At 58.0% G+C, this 17,378-nt stretch carries 18 protein-coding genes; 7 read left to right on the top strand and 11 right to left on the bottom strand.

The window, feature by feature from the left end:
• Positions 1-167: 167 nt before the first annotated feature.
• The 3 genes from BDE40_RS13655 to BDE40_RS13645 all read right to left on the bottom strand — a co-directional run bounded on the left by BDE40_RS13655 (position 168) and on the right by BDE40_RS13645 (position 2,879).
• On the bottom strand, positions 168-1,466 hold the full coding sequence (locus BDE40_RS13655) for a Na+/H+ antiporter NhaA (protein ID WP_134015398.1): 1,299 nt from the start codon (positions 1,464-1,466) through the stop codon (positions 168-170).
• A 65-nt stretch (positions 1,467-1,531) separates the two neighbouring features.
• Positions 1,532-2,554, bottom strand: coding sequence for a permease (locus BDE40_RS13650; RefSeq protein ID WP_134015396.1), 1,023 nt, complete (start codon positions 2,552-2,554; stop codon positions 1,532-1,534).
• A complete protein-coding gene (locus BDE40_RS13645) occupies positions 2,547-2,879 on the bottom strand; it encodes an ArsR/SmtB family transcription factor (RefSeq protein WP_134015394.1) in 333 nt (110 codons plus the stop codon). The genes BDE40_RS13650 and BDE40_RS13645 overlap by 8 nt, the downstream gene beginning before the upstream one ends.
• 64 nt (positions 2,880-2,943) lie before the next feature.
• On the opposite strand from BDE40_RS13645, the gene BDE40_RS13640 reads away from it, so the two are divergent.
• Positions 2,944-3,540, top strand: a complete 597-nt coding sequence (locus BDE40_RS13640; RefSeq protein WP_134015392.1) for a uracil-DNA glycosylase family protein — start codon at positions 2,944-2,946, stop codon at positions 3,538-3,540.
• Positions 3,537-4,316, top strand: coding sequence for an SseB family protein (locus BDE40_RS13635; protein ID WP_134015390.1), 780 nt, complete (start codon positions 3,537-3,539; stop codon positions 4,314-4,316). The genes BDE40_RS13640 and BDE40_RS13635 overlap by 4 nt, the downstream gene beginning before the upstream one ends.
• Before the next feature lie 2 nt (positions 4,317-4,318).
• On the opposite strand, the gene BDE40_RS13630 is transcribed toward BDE40_RS13635, so the two are convergent.
• From BDE40_RS13630 to BDE40_RS13605, 6 genes are read right to left on the bottom strand one after another with little or no spacing between them, the layout of a single operon-like run.
• On the bottom strand, positions 4,319-5,251 hold the full coding sequence (locus BDE40_RS13630; protein ID WP_134015388.1) for a 2-hydroxyacid dehydrogenase: 933 nt from the start codon (positions 5,249-5,251) through the stop codon (positions 4,319-4,321).
• A 6-nt stretch (positions 5,252-5,257) separates the two neighbouring features.
• Positions 5,258-6,397: a rod shape-determining protein RodA gene (rodA, locus tag BDE40_RS13625; protein WP_073143761.1), complete on the bottom strand. Its 1,140-nt coding sequence runs from the start codon at positions 6,395-6,397 to the stop codon at positions 5,258-5,260.
• A complete protein-coding gene (gene mrdA, locus BDE40_RS13620) occupies positions 6,394-8,337 on the bottom strand; it encodes a penicillin-binding protein 2 (RefSeq protein ID WP_134015386.1) in 1,944 nt (647 codons plus the stop codon). The genes rodA and mrdA overlap by 4 nt, the downstream gene beginning before the upstream one ends.
• Positions 8,334-8,933 (bottom strand): hypothetical protein, encoded by a 600-nt coding sequence (locus BDE40_RS13615; protein ID WP_134015384.1) that lies wholly within the window; start codon positions 8,931-8,933, stop codon positions 8,334-8,336. Before BDE40_RS13615 ends, mrdA begins: the two co-directional genes overlap by 4 nt.
• A complete protein-coding gene (gene mreC / locus BDE40_RS13610; RefSeq protein WP_073143764.1) occupies positions 8,926-9,831 on the bottom strand; it encodes a rod shape-determining protein MreC in 906 nt (301 codons plus the stop codon). Before mreC ends, BDE40_RS13615 begins: the two co-directional genes overlap by 8 nt.
• A 48-nt stretch (positions 9,832-9,879) precedes the next feature.
• The gene (locus tag BDE40_RS13605) at positions 9,880-10,920 is read right to left on the bottom strand and encodes a rod shape-determining protein (protein WP_073143765.1); all 1,041 of its coding nucleotides are present in this window, start codon (positions 10,918-10,920) and stop codon (positions 9,880-9,882) included.
• 155 nt (positions 10,921-11,075) lie between these two features.
• Between BDE40_RS13605 and BDE40_RS13600 the strand changes: the two genes are divergently transcribed.
• Positions 11,076-11,852, top strand: coding sequence for a 23S rRNA (adenine(2030)-N(6))-methyltransferase RlmJ (locus tag BDE40_RS13600; RefSeq protein ID WP_134015382.1), 777 nt, complete (start codon positions 11,076-11,078; stop codon positions 11,850-11,852).
• Positions 11,853-11,992: 140 nt separating this feature from the next.
• Here the strand turns inward: BDE40_RS13600 and BDE40_RS13595 are convergent, their stop codons facing one another.
• Together BDE40_RS13595 and BDE40_RS13590 are read right to left on the bottom strand one after the other, a co-directional pair.
• The gene (locus BDE40_RS13595; protein WP_134015380.1) at positions 11,993-13,549 is read right to left on the bottom strand and encodes a 2-isopropylmalate synthase; all 1,557 of its coding nucleotides are present in this window, start codon (positions 13,547-13,549) and stop codon (positions 11,993-11,995) included.
• A gap of 12 nt (positions 13,550-13,561) precedes the next feature.
• Positions 13,562-13,915, bottom strand: coding sequence for a cupin domain-containing protein (locus BDE40_RS13590; protein WP_134015378.1), 354 nt, complete (start codon positions 13,913-13,915; stop codon positions 13,562-13,564).
• 198 nt (positions 13,916-14,113) lie between these two features.
• Between BDE40_RS13590 and BDE40_RS13585 the strand changes: the two genes are divergently transcribed.
• From BDE40_RS13585 to BDE40_RS13570, 4 genes are all read left to right on the top strand, one after another.
• Positions 14,114-14,779: an SDR family NAD(P)-dependent oxidoreductase gene (locus BDE40_RS13585; protein ID WP_134015376.1), complete on the top strand. Its 666-nt coding sequence runs from the start codon at positions 14,114-14,116 to the stop codon at positions 14,777-14,779.
• Positions 14,773-16,302 (top strand): cryptochrome/photolyase family protein, encoded by a 1,530-nt coding sequence (locus tag BDE40_RS13580; RefSeq protein WP_134015374.1) that lies wholly within the window; start codon positions 14,773-14,775, stop codon positions 16,300-16,302. The genes BDE40_RS13585 and BDE40_RS13580 overlap by 7 nt, the downstream gene beginning before the upstream one ends.
• Before the next feature lie 229 nt (positions 16,303-16,531).
• Positions 16,532-16,723, top strand: coding sequence for a hypothetical protein (locus BDE40_RS13575; RefSeq protein WP_134015372.1), 192 nt, complete (start codon positions 16,532-16,534; stop codon positions 16,721-16,723).
• A gap of 162 nt (positions 16,724-16,885) precedes the next feature.
• Positions 16,886-17,377, top strand: a complete 492-nt coding sequence (locus tag BDE40_RS13570; RefSeq protein WP_134015370.1) for a PepSY domain-containing protein — start codon at positions 16,886-16,888, stop codon at positions 17,375-17,377.
• The last annotated feature ends 1 nt before the right edge of the window (position 17,378 follow it).

The raw sequence follows: 17,378 nt of genomic DNA, 5'->3' as shown, positions 1-17,378 counted from the left end.
GTCCCCTGCGGATCGTTAGGCGCATTCTAGGCACCCTTTAAGTCCGCATTATGTCGGATCGGGCCACTGCATTTCAACGCTATATCAGTAAATAGGCCATGAATCAGACAAGAGAACGCAAATAAATGCGCCGTCTTGCCAAACGATCACAGTGTTTCGTATTGCGGTCAGCCGTTTTGCTTCTCGACGCGGCATAGTCTCCCCGCCAAAATCGAGACGCCCGCCGCCGCAAAGGAGAACAATGCACCCATTTTGGCCGCATCCTGCACCGGTCCGGGATCAAACGCCACGGAGGCAACGAACAGCGAAACGGTAAAGCCGATCGCCGCCACGCAGCCGATCACCACAAGGTCAATAATTCGCATACCTTGCGGGATGCCCAGCCCGAGCGGTTTTGCCGCAATCCAGCCGAATATCAGGATGCCCAGGGGCTTTCCGACCATCAATCCAGCCAAAACCAACCAGGTCGCATCGCCCATGGCGTTAAACTCCACACCCGCATTCAGCAGGCCGAAGAAGAACAAGATAATCTCCACAGGATGCTTCAGCGCGTGCTCGATCTGGTTGAGCAGATCTGTCAGATACTGCTCCGCCTCCGAGAAGATACCAAACGCGCGGTCGGCGTGTGGTATCGTCGGCACGATTGGCAGCAAGCCCAAGGCAGGGTGCAGGCCACTTTCCGCGAAGCCATACCAGCTCAGACAGGCCGCAATCAGGTAGGGGACAAAGTGCAGTCTCGTGCGAACAAAAGTCGATACCGGACGCGACTGATTACCTCGATCCAGTTTGCGCGGCAGCCAGTTGGCCAGCACAAAGACACCAACGGCGGCGGCCACCGAAAGCAACAACCACTCCGGTGCCAATTCGCCCGACGGGTAGAAGATCGCCAGAATGACCAACCCTGCGGCGTCATCCGCTATCGCCAGAAGCAGCAAAAAGCGAACAGCAGGGTGGCCCGCGCCGAAGACCATCCGGCCCACAAGATAGCTGAATGCTATGTCCGTTGCAGTCGGAATAGCCCAGCCATTGGCGACCGCGTTGTAAGTGTCGGAGCCCATGAAATAGGCCAGTCCAAGATACACCGCGATAGGCCCGAACATGCCACCCGCTGTTGCAAACAGGGGTGTTGCGGCCTTCTTGCCGCGCAAAGATCCGTTCTTCAGGATCACGGCTTCCCAGACTTCCTTCGCGGCAATCGCAAAGAACAAGGCCATCAGAATGTCATTCACAAGGTAGTGCAGGCTCAACACCTTAGTGATGTCCCCGACCTCGTATTTCTCAAATCCGTCGCCGTAGGACTTCGTCCAATAGGAGTAATCCAGTCCGATCCAGTCGTTAAACCACAACGGATGCTCGACAAAATGGTGATAAGCATGCGGGTCTGTATTTGCCCAAAACAGCGCAATAACAGCGCCGACAATCAGCAACAAAGAGTAGTTGGTGACGAAATTCCAGACGCGATACATGCCGCTCCCCCGCGCTTAAGCTCTTAAAGCGGAGTTAAAGCAATCGAAGTCACGGGGCAATCATCTCAGGCGACCACATTCCAGATCAATCCCGCGGTGACACTGCCGATAAAAGCAAAGCCCAGATAGGCGGCAAAAACTCGCGGTTTGACCAAGGCCCACACAGCAATTGCGGCAGGGATACAGCTGACACCTCCGGCAAGCATGAAGGACATCGCGGCCCCGTTGCTCATACCTTGGGTCAAAAGCGCATCGACCAACGGAACCGCCGCGTAGCCGTTCAAATAGGCGGGCGCGCCAACCAAGGCCCCCAGAATGACAGGGCCAATACCGGAGCCTCCCAGAACCGAGGAGACTATGCTCGCCGGAACATACTGCAGCATGATGTTCTCAAGCAGGTAGGCAAGGAACAGCCACTTCGCGAGAAACGCCAAGTTTTCTATCGCCGCAGACTTGAAAACGGCCACGCGCTTCGGCTCTTGCCAAAAGCACCAGTTCGGCGTGCCTTTGAACGGCGAGCCACAGCCACAACCACCTTGCGTGACCTCACGCAACGGGTCTGCGAACAACGCGGTTTTGGCAAGCGTCATAGTTGCGAACCCGCCAAACATCCCCAAACCGACCGCCGACAGCGTTTTGGCCACCGCAAAGTCGAAGCCCAACGTGCCGGATGTGATCAAGAACATGGCGGGGTCCATCAATGGCGATGCAAGCCAGAACGCCATCACGGCGGATAACGGCACTCCTGCGACAAGCAATGCAGCGATGAAGGGGATCACTTCGCATGAACAAAACGGCGCCAGCCCGCCAAGGGCAGCTGCCAGAAAGATCATCCGCGACTCGCGGCCCTTGAAGGCTTCGGCGACCACAGCTTCAGCACCCGTCGCCTTGAGATAGCCAATCGCCAGCACCGCGAAGATGATAAATATCGCGGTGTGGCCCATCGCCTCAAACGTGCCGGTCAGAATAGGCAGCCCCTGCGGACGATCGAGCAGGAAAACGAGCGCGATAATGACCGCACTGGTCACCCAAACCTTGGAAAGTTTGCTCCAAAATGCCGGTGTCGGGGATTGGGTCAGATCAGCCATGTTCGTGGTCCTCAAGATCGGCGCAACATTCCGCCAGCAAAAAGTCGTTCAACCGTTTGAACGTCGCGTAATCCGCCATTGCGCAGATAATCGAGCGCCCTTGCTTGGTCTGTTTGATCAGCCCGGCTTGCGCTAATATCTTCAGATGGTGCGTCAGGTTCGCGCCGCTCAGGTCGGTCGCGGCCCCTAAAGTGCCAATGTTCATTCCCTTGTCGCCCGCCCGCGTGAGCGTGCGCAGCAAGGACAGGCGTTGCTCGGAGCCAAGGGCAGCATAGGCGCTTGCCGCTTGAACAAGGGACAGATTCGGATCATCAAATGATTTCATATTTCTATAATTATAGAATAATAAATCATTCGCAATCATTTTCTGCCTCTCTATGATCGGTCTCATGCCAATCTCCACCCTCAAACGCGACCTCTCGGCCTGCGAAATCTGCAAAGACCGCTTTGCGGCAACGCACACCGCGCATACCCCGCGTCCCGTGGTTTGGTTCGAAAAATCTGCACGCATCCTCATCGCAGGTCAGGCACCCGGCGCGCGGGTTCATGAAAGCGGCAAGCCCTTCACCGACCCGTCAGGGGATAGGCTGCGCGACTGGATGGGGGTCGATGATGCCACATTCTACGATCAATCCCGCGTCGCCATTCTTCCCATGGCCTTCTGCTTTCCCGGCTACACCGCAAAAGGCGCTGACCTGCCACCCCCGCCTATCTGCGCAAAAACGTGGCGCGCACCAATTCTTGAACAGCTGCCGGACATCCGCTTGACCCTGCTCATCGGTGGCTATGCGCAAAAGTACCATTTGGACAAAGCCGCAAGCAATGTCACCGATACTGTCGCCAACTGGCGCGACCATGCACCCGTGATTATCCCCTTGCCGCATCCCTCTTGGCGCAATACCGCATGGATTAAACGAAACCCGTGGTTCGAGACCGAGCTTCTGCCCGTCCTCAAATCCCGCGTGAAAGAGGCACTTGTCCCATGAACACCCCGCTTGATCAGGCCCACATCGCCATGGACGCCGCCCCCGATGACGACACCGCCCGCCTACGCTTCTACGAGCGCATGGGAGATTCCGAGCTGTTCGTGTTGCTGGAAGGCGAACCGGAAGGCGACAAGATCACTCCGCAGATCTTCGAGGTGGAGGACGCATCCTATATCCTCGCTTTCGACCGCGAAGAACGCTTGGCCGAGTTCGCGGAAGGTTCGGCCCCCTATGTCGGCCTGTCAGGCCGCGCCTTGGCGCAAATGTTGGCAGGGCAAAACTTTGGGCTTGGGATGAACCTCGGCGTGGCGCCATCCTCCATCCTGATCCCGCCCTCTGCCGTGGACTGGCTGCACGAAACACTGTCCCACGCCCCTTCCGAGGCCGCTGAAACGCCAACCGAGATCACCCCGCCAAAGGGCTTACCTGACAGCTTGGTCACAGCCATCGACATGAAACTCGCCACGGCAGCAGGTCTTGCCCAATGCGCCTACTTGGCTGGGGTGACCTACGCCAGCGGGCAGCGGTCGCACATATTGGCTTTCGTTGGCGCGGAACCCGCCGCCGAAGGCGCACTGGCTCGTGCCGCGAATGAAGCCTTGGTTTTCTCTGGAATTGAAGCTGGAGCCTTGGACGTGGCCTTCTTCGATGCCAGCCACGCAATTATTGGCGCTCTCGAAGCTCAGGCACTGCGATTTGACCTGCCTCAACCGATCCAACCCGCCGAGCGCCCAGCCCCGGGAAGCGATCCATCCAAGCCGCCGAAACTCGTCTAGCGTCAATATCCAGCCGCGCGGTCCACAACGTGCAGCAAGGGTTCGTCGCCTTCACCACGCCGAATGTTTTCCGCAATGACTTCCGAGGCCGTCGTGGCCTTCGTCTCCGCCGCGATATGCGGCGTCACGGTTACTTTCGGATGCGCCCAGAACGGATGATTTTCAGGCAAAGGTTCCACACGGAAAACGTCTAACGTCGCATGGGCGAGCTGCCCGCTATCCAGCGCTGCAATCAGCGCGTCGTCATCGACCAAAGGCCCCCGACCGGGGTTCACGACGAAACTGCCTCGTCGCATTAACGCGATGCTTCGCGCATTCAAAACGTTCTCAGTTGCTGGGGTGTCAGGCAACAACAGGGCCACCATATCCGCATCCGATAACGCGGCGTCCAGCCCGTCTGCTCCGTGGTGACAGGTCACCCCCTCAACTTGCTTGGGGCTTCGTGCCCACCCATGCACCCGAAAGTTCAACTGCACCAAGGCTTGCGCACAAGCGGCCCCGAGCGCCCCCAGCCCCAGCACACACACCTTGCGGTCCCGCGCCAAAGGCGCAGCAGTTCCAGCGCGCCAAACACCGTCCTGCCCCGACAAAAACTTGTCCATCCCAAGGTGATACCTCAGCACATGGCCAGTGACCCATTCTACCATGCTTTCCGTCAGGCCATGATCCACCATCCGGCACAGCGGCACCTTCAACGTCGGGTTGTCCACCATGGTCTCAACACCCGCCCAAAGACTCAATACAGCCTTCAATTTGGTGAACGGGGTAAAGTCAGAAACAGGCCCGCTCGGCGCGTAAACGATGTAGTCCACATCCGCAGGGTCGAACTCAGTGCCAAGCTGCGCATCAATCCCAGCCTTGGTGAACGCGGCACGCAGCGGTGCTTCGTATTCGGCCCAGCTTTTGGGCTGGGCGGAGAACAATACGTTGATCATGGAACTCTACCTTGGTCTGTGAACATGGGCGCTTTGCATCAAGCCAAATGCCAGCAACAAAACAATCATCGCGGAGCCGCCATAGCTCACCATCGGCAGCGGGACCCCGACGACGGGGGCCAACCCCATGACCATCGACATATTCACCGCAAAAAACAGGAAGAACGTCAGGCCAATGCCCATGGTCAACAAGGACGCGAAACGGTCCTTATTGCTCAATGCCGACACGACACAAAACACCAACACGAGAACATACAGACTCAGTAATGAGATGCCGCCGATGAAGCCGAACTCTTCGGCCAAAGTCGTGAAAATAAAATCGGTATGCTTCTCCGGCAGGAAGTTCAGACGGCTTTGCGTGCCTTGCATATAGCCGCGGCCGGTCCAGCCTCCGGACCCCAGTGCGATTTTGGATTGGGTGATGTGATACCCTGCCCCCAACGGGTCCGATGCGGGGTCGATAAAGGTGTCGATACGCCGGTATTGGTAGTCCTTCAACAGCTGCCACTCTGTTCCTCGGCTCTTGAAGACGGCCCCCACCAACCCCGCAGCGGCACCGACAACGGCGGCAAAATAAAGCCAGTGGACCCCCGCAAGAAACATCAGGCCGCCACCACCGAACACAAGCAACAATGCAGTTCCAAGATCAGGTTGGCGCAGGGTCAGAAACACTGGCAACGCGATGATCACAATCGGGATAAGCACCCAAAGAGGTCGCGATATCTTCTTGATGTCCACCCAGTCATAGTAGGCGGCCAGAAACATAATCAGGGTGATTTTGGTCAACTCGGACGGTTGCAGCCGCATGAAACCAAGGTCAATCCAGCGTTGCGCGCCCATGCCGGTAGAGCCGAAAAACTCGACCCCCAGAAGCAGCAGAACGGATATCCCGTAAGCCGCCCCTGCGATGTTGCGAAGGAACCACACAGGAATCATGGCGACGCTGATCATCAGGAACAAACCCAAGGCAAACCGCTTCATCTGCGGTTCTGCCCAAGGCAGCATCGACCCTCCAGCGACGGAATACAGCATCAGGAACCCGACGCTGGCAATTGCCGTAAGCAACACGACTACGGGCCAGTTCAGGTATAACACCTTTGACAGCCCGCTCGGGACCGATTTGACGTTGTACTCAAGATAGCTCATGCCTGCGAGTCCGGTGCTTTCGGCTCATCAAGCCCCCACACCTGCAGCTTTTTCAACGCCGAGCTTACGCGCCCGCGCTGCGCGCTCGGGTAGGCGGATAACGGTGGCATCCCACCCGTTTGGGCGGCCAGCATGATGTCGCGGGCAATCGGGGCCGCAGCCGTCGAGCCACCACCGCCATGTTCGACCACCACGGCAATCGCGTATTTGGGCGCATCGGCGGGGGCAAAGCCTACATACAATGCGTGATCGCGGCGCTCCCAAGGAAGATCGGCGTTGCGGAACACACCACGCGCCCGCTCGGCCTTGGTGATGTTGCGAACTTGGCTGGTTCCGGTTTTGCCCGCCATGCGCATCGACTTGTCCGCAATGCGGGTGCCATAGGCCGTGCCACCATTTTCGTTCGCCACGGCAAACATGCCGCCCTGAACATGGGCCATCATCTCGTCGCTCAACCCCAGGGGTTCGCCCGCGCCGGATGGCGTCTCGACCCCGTCAACGGATTTCACCAGTCGGGGCGACACCGCACGGTTGGTGGCAAGCCGCGCGGTCATCACTGCAAGCTGCAACGGCGACGTCAGGACAAACCCTTGCCCGATGGATGCGTTGAGACTGTCACCGATGACCCAATCATTGTCACGGTTCTCTCGCTTCCACGCTTTGGTCGGCATCAGACCGGAAGCTACGGCGGACATCGGAACATCGTGCCGCTCGCCCAATCCCAAGCGACGCGCCATGGCCGAAATCTTCTCGATCCCCACCCGTTGTGCCAGATCGTAATAATACACGTCGCAAGATTGCTTCAGCGAGTTGCGCAAGTTCATCCGCCCGTGACCCCCGCGTTTCCAGCAGTGGAAGCGGCGATTTGCAACTTCGGTATACCCAACACAGCGGATCGTCTCGTCGGGGCGAATTTCCTCCGCCTCCAATGCCGCCAGCGCTGTCACCATCTTGAAGGTAGAGCCCGGAGGATAAGTTCCCTGCACAGCCTTGTTGGCCAGAGGCCGGTATTTGTTATTGGTCAGTCCACCGTAATCCTTCACCGAAATGCCGCGGACGAACAGGTTCGGATCAAACGCAGGTGCGGAGCCGATCGAAACCAGATCGCCGGTTTCCACATCGATCACAACAGCGGCGGCGCTTTCACCAGCCAGTCGTGCCTGCACGAAGTTCTGCAACGTAGCATCGATGGTCAGCTGGACATTGGCACCTTTCTGGCTTTCATCGCGTCCCAGCTCGCGCATCACGCGGCCAATGGCATTTACTTCCACCCGCTTGGTGCCGGCCTTGCCGCGCAGCTCGTGCTCCATCTTGTTCTCGGAGCCGGTTTTGCCGATCTGGAATTTCGGAATTTGCAGTAACGGGTCCTTGTCTTCAATCCGGCTCAGATCATAGTCGCTCACCGGCCCGACATATCCAACGATATGAGCGAAATCGGCACCGCGCGGGTAAATCCGGCTCAATCCCACCTCTGGAGTGATGCCCGGCAGCGCGGGCGCATTCACCGCAACTTGACTAAGATCTTCCCAAGACAGACGGTCCGCAATGGTTACAGGCACCAGACGCGACCGCTTACGCAACTCCTCGCGGGCGCGCTCCATGTCCTCTTGGGTCATCGGGATCAGCTGAGCCAGATCACGCAGCACTTTTTCAGGGTCGTCGACTTCGTCGCGCACCATCGTTACGCGGTAGTTCTGCTCGTTGCCTGCCAGTAACAGCCCGTTGCGATCAAAAATCTGCCCGCGCGCAGGGGGCAGCAAACGGATGTTGATCCGGTTTTCCTCGGCCAGCAGTCGGAACTGGTCGGCCTGATCCACCTGAAGATGCCGCATCCGCAGCCCCAAGACACCCGTGACCAAGGCCATACCACCGCCCAGCACAAGGCCACGACGACTGAGAATTGCAGCGCTTTCCTCGGTATCTTTGGCCGAGCGTCTCATCCGATAACCCCGTCACTATCCAGCTCACGGACCCCCGCCCGCCTTACTCTCAATATAAAGTGGGTCACGGCGATAACAAAGGGATAGGCGATGGCAGTCGTCAAAACGTGAAGCAAGACAGTCCCGAGGTTTGGATGCGGCACGGCAAAAATCAGGTGGAACACCCCGTTCACAACAACTGCCGCCGTAAATGCCCCCATTACCAGCGCGATCTCCAAAGGCACCGAAACCTCATTGCTGGCATTGGTCTGGCGCCGCAAAAATTCGTAAGCCACAAGTGATATCGCTGGCCAAAGACCCAAGGGTCGCAGGTACAAAACATCGGCCAGCAAGTGCACAAAGACGATCAGGACAACCGGTGCCCAGCGCGGACGGCGCATCAGGAATGCAGCGGTCAGACAAAACAACCAATCCGGCCCGGGCAGGCTGAAATAACTGCCACCCTCCTGAATTAACGCGCCACTCACCGGGTCAATCAACGGCAATACATCCGGCGCGGTGTTCAGCGGCAGAAGTTGCCCGAATATGATGAGGGCGCTAACGACAAGGAAAACGATGCGGTACTGAAAGCGCCGCCAAGTGATCGGATCAACCATCCGTTCCCTCCGCCACAGGCTCGGCCTCGCTCACCGGTCCGTCCGCCGCGATCAATCCGCCAACCGTCCCGATTGTGGCCGAATGCGGCGTGCGTAGCACGCGTAGGAATTCCAGCCGCCCGTAATCCGCCGCCAGCTTGACCCGCAAACGGCGATCCGGCCCCAGCGCGATTTGCCCGACCAGCACATCCGCCGGGAACACCTTGCCGTCGCCCGATGTCACAACGCGGTCTCCCGGTCGCACATCTTCGACATTCTCGACAATATCTACCGGTGGCGCGAGCGTGTTGTCCCCCACCAACAGCGCTTTCTGACCCGAAGGCTGGATTGTCACCGGAACGCGGCTGTTGGTATCCGTCAGCAAGATCACACGAGACGTTTTATCACCAACACCGGCGATGCGGCCCACGAGCCCCAGCCCGTCCATCGTCGCCCAGCCATCCTGAATCCCGTCACGCGCACCCACATTCAGCAAAACGGACCGCCGGAACGGCGAGCCATTATCCGTGAGCACCACCCCTGTCACAAAGGTCAGCTGCGCATTCAGGCGCACCTTGTTCAGATCCAGAAGTCTCGCGTTTTCCTGCTCCAGTTGGATCGCGGCCTCTCGCCAGGATTTCATGCTTTGCAATTCACGCCGCAGCTCTTGGTTCTGCTCGTAGATGCGTGCGTAGCTCTGGAAATCGTCAAACATCCGGCTGACCCGCGTCACCGGCACCAAGGCCCAGTCAAAGGACGGCACAACCTTATCGACAATAGCCGAGCGGAACCGCTCCATCCGTGGGTTATCAATGCGCCACAGCCCGAAAATCGCCAGCAAGACAACAACCAAGACCCCGATCAGGACACGCCTGACAGGGCGGGCGTATTCTTCTTGTCCGCGTCGGTCGATCGCCATGGGTTAAGTCCAAACTGCCGTGGGCAGCCGAACGGCCACCCGATAGGGTTAACTATCGTAATCTATCACGTGGCGCAGTTGTTTTTCGTATTCAAGGGCTTTGCCGGTACCAAGCGCCACACAGTTCAGGCTCTCATCCGCCACCGAGATGGCCAAGCCGGTCTGTTCCCGCAACGCCAGATCCAGTTCGCCCAGCAGTGCACCGCCACCCGTTAGCATCACGCCACGGTCGACAATATCCGCCGCCAAATCAGGTGGCGTCGCTTCCAATGCCGTCATTACCGCTTCGCAAATCTGCTGCACCGGTTCGGCCAAAGCCTCCGCCACCTGCGCTTGATTAATCTCGGTCTCTTTCGGCACACCATTGAGCAAGTCACGTCCACGGATCACCATCGACGCGCCACGCCCGTCATCCGGCATCCGCGCGGTCCCGATGGAAGTCTTGATGCGCTCCGCCGTGGACTCCCCCACCAGAATGTTCTGGTGGCGGCGCAAATACGAAATCAACGCCTCGTCCATCCGGTCCCCACCAACGCGCACGGAGCGCGCATACACAATGTCACCCAGTGACAGCACGGCCACTTCGGTCGTCCCGCCACCAATATCCACAACCATGGATCCGGTCGGATCTGTGATCGGCATCCCCGCGCCAATTGCCGCTGCAATCGGCTCAGCAATCAGCCCCGCCTTACGCGCACCGGCCCCCAGAACAGACTGGCGAATGGCGCGTTTTTCAACAGGGGTGGCACCATGCGGCACGCAAACGATAATCTTCGGCTTGGTAAAGGTGGAGCGGCGGTGCACCTTGCGGATGAAGTGTTTGATCATCTCTTCGGCAGTGTCGAAATCCGCGATCACGCCTTCGCGCATCGGTCGGATCGCCTCGATAGAGCCGGGCGTACGCCCTAGCATCAGCTTTGCGTCCTCGCCGACCGCCAACACTTCCTTGCGTCCACCTTTGGTGTGATAGGCCACAACGGAAGGCTCGTTCAGCACGATTCCCTTGCCTTTGACATAAACAAGCGTGTTTGCCGTGCCGAGGTCGATGGCCATGTCAGATGAAAACAGACCCGAAAAGATACCAGCCATGTAAATTATGCCCCAAGCGTTCAGAATTAACCCGCCGACTCACAGGCCCGCGGGGAAGATTGGCGACTTATAGGCGCGCCGCGCTCCGGTTGAAAGCCACCTGAGCTGTCATATCAGCACTATTCCGCCTCTCTCAGGCAGGTTAGAAGCGCGGCATGCTGTCATACCAACACATCTTTCATGCCGGAAACCCCGCTGACGTACACAAGCACGCGCTGCTATGCGCCATGCTGTCTTACATGACCCGCAAGGACAAACCGCTCAGCTATCTCGAATCCCACGCCGGTCGCGCGCTCTACGATCTCTCCTCTGCCGAGGCCTTGAAAACCGGCGAGGCCGAAGCGGGTATCACCGCGCTAACAAATAAGTTCGCGCCCGATCATCCCTATATTAAAGCGCTCACCGCCTTGCAAGATCAGCACGGAGGCGCTGCTTATGCAGGTTCTCCCATGCTCGCCGCCTTGTGCTTGCGCCCGACCGACAAATTGCATCTGGCCGAACTGCACCCGCAAGAATATCAGGCCCTGCGCGACACGATGCGCCCCCACAATGCCAAATGCTACAAACAAGACGGCTTTGAAATGGCCCAAGCCGTCTGCCCGCCAGAGCCACGTCGCGGATTGCTGCTCATCGACCCCAGCTACGAGATCAAATCGGACTATGAGCTGATCCCGAACCAGATCGCCAAACTACACCGCAAATGGAATGTCGGCGTGATAGCACTCTGGTATCCGATCCTGACGTCTCAGGCACATGCGCCGATGGTTCAGGCCCTAAAGGCCCAAAACCTGCCGGACGTGCTGCATCATGAGGTCACCTTCCCCCCTGTCAGAGACGGGCACCGCATGACCGGATCAGGTATGTTCATTATCAACGCACCCTACGGCCTGACCGAAGAAGCCAAAACCCTGTCACAGGCTTTCCAAGCATAGGGTTTCATCTTGGCAAAAATATTCTCGCCGAAGGCAATTCCACACCAGCACCAAACGTGATGCTCGTCTATGGCGGCTCACGCCTGCCACACACTCCAAAATGAAGCGCGCCGCAGGTGCTCATTGAGGTAAACCTAATCCTAGCTTACGTCTTTATACGAGACTTCCGGCGTGTCGCCGCCAGACTTCTCGCGACGCACGACAAGACGGTTCAGTGCATCAACATACGCTTTTACCGAGGCCACCACGGTGTCCACATCTGCCGATTGACCCGTGGCGATCTTGCCATCTTCCTCCAGACGCACAGATACGGTCGCTTGCGCATCCGTCCCCTCGGTAACAGCCGCCACTTGGTAGACCTGAAGCCGTGCTTGGTGCGGGAACAAGGCCTTCACAGCGTTGAACGCAGCATCAACCGGGCCATCTCCCGTCGCCCGCACCGAGGATTCCTTGCCGTCGATCTCCAGCGTCATCTCGGCGGATTTCTCCAGCCCCATCCCGCAGGAGACCTTTAACGCCGTCAGCCGGATGTGGTCCGCTTCCGCGTCACCACTTTGCATCAAGGCGATCAAATCATCGTCATAGACTTCCTTCTTCTGGTCGGCCAAGGTCTTGAACCGCACGAAGACATCCTTCAGCTGGTTGTCCCCCAACTCATACCCAAGCTCTGCCAGCTTCGAGCGCAATGCCGCCCGTCCCGAGTGTTTGCCCAACACAATATTGGTCGCTTGCAGACCCACATCTTCCGGACGCATGATCTCGAACGTCTCCGCGTTTTTCAGCATGCCGTCCTGGTGAATGCCGGACTCATGCGCGAAGGCGTTCTTGCCGACGATGGCCTTGTTGAACTGCACCGCAAACCCTGACACCGAGGCCACACGGCGCGAGATGTTCATCAGCTTCGTGCTGTCGATACCGGTCTGATACGGCATAATGTCATTGCGTACTTTCAATGCCATCACGACCTCTTCCAGCGCAGTATTCCCCGCGCGCTCCCCCAAACCGTTGATCGTGCATTCAATCTGTCGCGCGCCAGCCTCGACAGCCGCCAAAGAGTTGGCCGTCGCCATGCCCAAATCGTTATGGCAGTGGGTGGCAAAAATGATCTCGTCCGCCCCCGGCACCCGCTCCAACAGCATCTGGATCAGCGCCGCACTTTCACGCGGGGCCGTATAACCAACGGTGTCAGGAATATTGATCGTCGTCGCCCCCGCCTTGATCGCGATCTCGACCGTGCGGCACAGGTAATCCTCTTCCGTGCGCGTGGCGTCCATCGGCGACCACTGCACGTTGTCACACAGATTGCGCGCATGGGTGACAGTCTCGTGGATACGATCCGCCATCTCGTCCATGTTCAGGTTCGGGATGGCGCGGTGCAGCGGTGACGTGCCGATAAACGTGTGGATACGTGGCCGCTTGGCGTGTTTCACAGCTTCCCAGCAGCGGTCGATGTCTTTGAAGTTGGCCCGCGCCAATCCGCAAATCACCGAATTCTTAGCTTGCTCGGAAATGGCCTTCACCGCAGCGAAGTCACCTTCTGACGCAATCGGAAATCCGGCTTCGATAATATCGACGCCCATTTCGTCCAGCAGGCCCGCAATCTCCAGCTTCTCGGCATGGCTCATGGTGGCGCCAGGCGACTGCTCGCCGTCGCGCAAGGTGGTGTCGAAGATGAATACTTTGTCTTGTTCGCTCATGATCTTGTTCTCTCAAATACGTGGTTTCGCGGCGGCAGTCTCTGCATCGCCAGTGTTCGGCAGGCCTTGCGGCTCGATCAGCAGCACCTTGGCCTCTTTGTCAGCACGAGGACGGTGAACGACACCTTTGGGAACAACGCACAGCTCCCCCGGCCCCATGGTTACGCTTTCGCCGCCTTCACGGTCGAGCATTACCTCGCCCTCCAGCACCAGAAAAAAGTCATCGCTGTCGTCATGTTTGTGAAACGGGAACGCGCCCTGAAATTTAACGACCATAATGTCATTGCCATTATAGTCGGCCACCACCTGCGGGTCCCAATGGGACGAGAACAGGCTCAGCTTTTGTTCAAGATTGACCTTTTGCACGGGGTCACTCCTTAGCTATTCGTTTTTTGGGAAGGTCCGGTGCTGGCACTACTGAGCGGCACGCACCGGGAAGGCACGCTCAGCGCAGGCTAAGAAGTAGGTTATGTGCGTCAATGCTCATGAGACAGATCATACGAACCCCGACGAAAAAGGAAAGCCGCAATTTGACTTGCGACGCGGGACCGTTACCTCTGCCCTATGACACGAACACTCATCATCGGCGCCTCGGGCGGCATCGGAGCCGCGCTTTCGCAGAACGTACAAGCCCGAGGCCACGACGTGACAGGATTGTCCCGTAGTCACGATGGATTGGACGTCACGGATGAGGCATCAATCGAACGGGCATTCAAAACCCTGTCCGGCAGCTTCGATATGATCATCTGCGCCACAGGGGCCCTCGTGATTGACGGACACGAGCCCGAGAAGTCGGTGAATGCTCTGGCGCCCGCAGGCTTGACCCGACAGTTCCAAACCAACGCCATGGGTCCAGCGCTTGTCCTCAAACACGCAATCCAGTTCCTGCCCAAAGACCGCCCCGCGCGTTTTGCGGCACTTTCTGCCCGCGTCGGGTCCATCGGCGACAATAAGATCGGCGGCTGGCACAGCTACCGCGCCGCCAAGGCCGCGCTGAACCAGCTGATCCACGGCGCATCAATCGAACTGGCCCGCACCCACAAACAAGCCACCTGCGTCTGCCTGCATCCCGGCACAGTGGAAACTGATTTCACCGCCAAATATGCAAGCCGCCACAAGACGGTGCCAGCATCGCAGGCGGCCGAAAATTTGCTTAACGTGCTCGACGGGCTTACGCCTTCCGACAGCGGTAAATTCTTCGACTATTCCGGTAAGCAGGTGCCGTGGTGAGTCGCCTTGTTCTGGTCTTGGGCGACCAGCTGTCTCCCAACCTGTCCGCCCTCCAAAAGGCCGAAAAAGACACCGACATCATCGTCATGGCCGAGGTAGCGGACGAGGCATCCTACGTCCCGCACCATCCCAAGAAGATCGCTTTTATCTTCGCCGCCATGCGCAAATTCGCGGACGCGCTACGCAACAATGGCTGGCAGGTCGACTACACCAAGCTCGACGACCCCGACAACGCGGGTTCCATCACCGGCGAGCTTTTGCGCCGCGCCGAACAGCACGACGCCAGCGGCGTCATCGCCACCGAGCCGGGCGAATGGCGGTTGATCGAGGCGCTGCAAGAGATGCCCCTGAAGCTGCACATGATCTCCGACACCCGCTTCATCGCATCCCACAAGGAATTCGAGGACTGGGCGGAGGGCCGCAAAGAGCTACGCATGGAGTGGTTCTACCGCGACATGCGCCGCAAGACGGGCCTGTTGATGGATGGCGACAAACCGGTCGAGGGCAAGTGGAATTTCGACCACGACAACCGCAAGCCCGCCCCCGACGATGTCGACTTCCACGGCCCGATGCAGTTCACGCCCGACGAGACGGTCGAAGAAGTCCTTGATCTGGTCGAGCAGCGCTTTGGCGACAATTTCGGCACCCTCCGCCCGTTCTGGTTCGCAACCGACACCGGACAGGCGCGGCGTCAGCTGACACATTGGATCAAGCACGCCCTGCCTCAATTCGGCGATTTTCAGGATGCGATGTTGAACGACAACCGCTTCCTCTATCACTCGATCATCAGCTTCCATATCAACGCGGGCCTTTTGGATCCGCTAGAGGTGTGTGAACAAGTCGAACAGGCCTACAAGGACGGCCACGCCCCCATCAACGCCGCCGAGGGCTTCATCCGCCAGATAATCGGCTGGCGCGAATACATGCGTGGCATCTACTTCTTGGAAGGGCCCGATTACACGTCGCGCAATGCGCTCAAGCATTCCCGCACCTTGCCATCCTTCTTCTGGGACGCTGACACCAAAATGAACTGCGTGGCAAAAACCGTCGCCCAAACCCGCGACGAGGCCTATGCGCACCACATCCAGCGCCTGATGGTCACCGGCAATTTCGCGCTGTTGGCGGGCATTGACCCGCACGAGGTCCATGAATGGTATCTGGCGGTCTATGCCGACGCCTATGAATGGGTGGAGGCCCCGAACGTCATCGGCATGAGCCAGTTCGCGGACGGTGGCATCGTCGGCTCCAAACCTTACGTGTCTTCGGGGGCCTATATCGACCGCATGTCCGACTACTGCAAACACTGCGAGTATAAGGTGAAAGACAAAACCGGACCGGAAGCCTGCCCGTTCAACCTGCTCTATTGGGACTTCTTGATCCGCCACCGTGAGCGGTTTTCAAACAATCCGCGTATGGGAAACATGTACCGCACGTGGGACCGCATGGACGAGTCACGCAAAGAGGCGGTTCTTAGCGATGCACGGGTGGTCCTGAAGCGGCTCGATCTCGGCGAATCCATCTGAATTGAGGCATTTCTTTGTTAATGAAGCGGACAAATGCGGGCGATTCGAGTCGAGAAAACATCGTTTTTCACTCAAAAAATGCAGTTAAGTATTTGATTATTAACAATTATATTACATTAACCGAAGATGAACACAGGGTTCGCGCTTCATTCAACACCAATAGGTCATAACCAACAGCATGGAAGGCCAATCAAGACGGTCTGCCAGTAACGAAACAAAGGAACACGCCATGACCGGATCATTTGCCGAGAAAGCCCGTACCCGCCGTATTGTCGCCCTCCAAGCGATGCAGGCGAATCGCGCTGGTGTTAGCCCTAAAGCCGTGAACCTCTGCACGGCCAAAGCCTCGCGCTTCCCGCCTGTTGACCGGGTGCTGGCGGCGCTGTCTTCTCAGGAACCTCTGCGCCTTATGGCGGCCTGAAAGAAGTAAGGATTACGTATCCCTCCAAAATGAACGTATCCCTCCAAACTGATAAAGGCCGCCTCCTCTGGGCGGCCTTTTTCTTTGCCGGAACACAAAATATCTGATCTCGCTTCCGCCCATTCACGCTGCATTCATCTTCGCTCTGCTATGAGTCGTCCTATGTTCAAAAGTGTCCAGTTACTCGGCATCGTTGCCATCGGTTTTGCCAACCCGTCCTTTGCGTCCTCTGCGCATGAGATGGGGCAATCTGAACTTCGTCAGATCGCAGCAACAGGGAAAACCGTAAGCATGAAGTCTACACTAAGTTCAGTTTCCAAGTCCCTCCACGCTAAAGTCGTCGAAGCCCGCGCATTCAGCGCCGGCGGCGTCTACTATCGCCTCGTCTTGAAACGATCCAACGGCAAGCTGGTCAGTGTAATAGTTGACGCACAGACCGGTCGCCAGGTGTCCTCCAAGTCACCGGTCGGTCGACAAGTCTCTGCAGCGGCATCTTCCAAGGGCACGAAATCTTCCTCAAAAAATTCTTCCTCTAGCCGCTCCAACGGGAAATCTGGGGGCAACGGGAACTCAGGGGCTGGCGGTAACGGCGGCGGTAACGGTGGTAGCAACGGCGGCGGTAACGGTGGTGGTAACGGCGGCGGTAAGAAATAAA

The sequence above is a fragment of the Litoreibacter halocynthiae genome, assembly GCF_004365635.1.
Taxonomy (GTDB): Bacteria; Pseudomonadota; Alphaproteobacteria; order Rhodobacterales; family Rhodobacteraceae; genus Litoreibacter; species Litoreibacter halocynthiae.
This window is presented reverse-complemented; position numbering and strand designations above follow the sequence as displayed.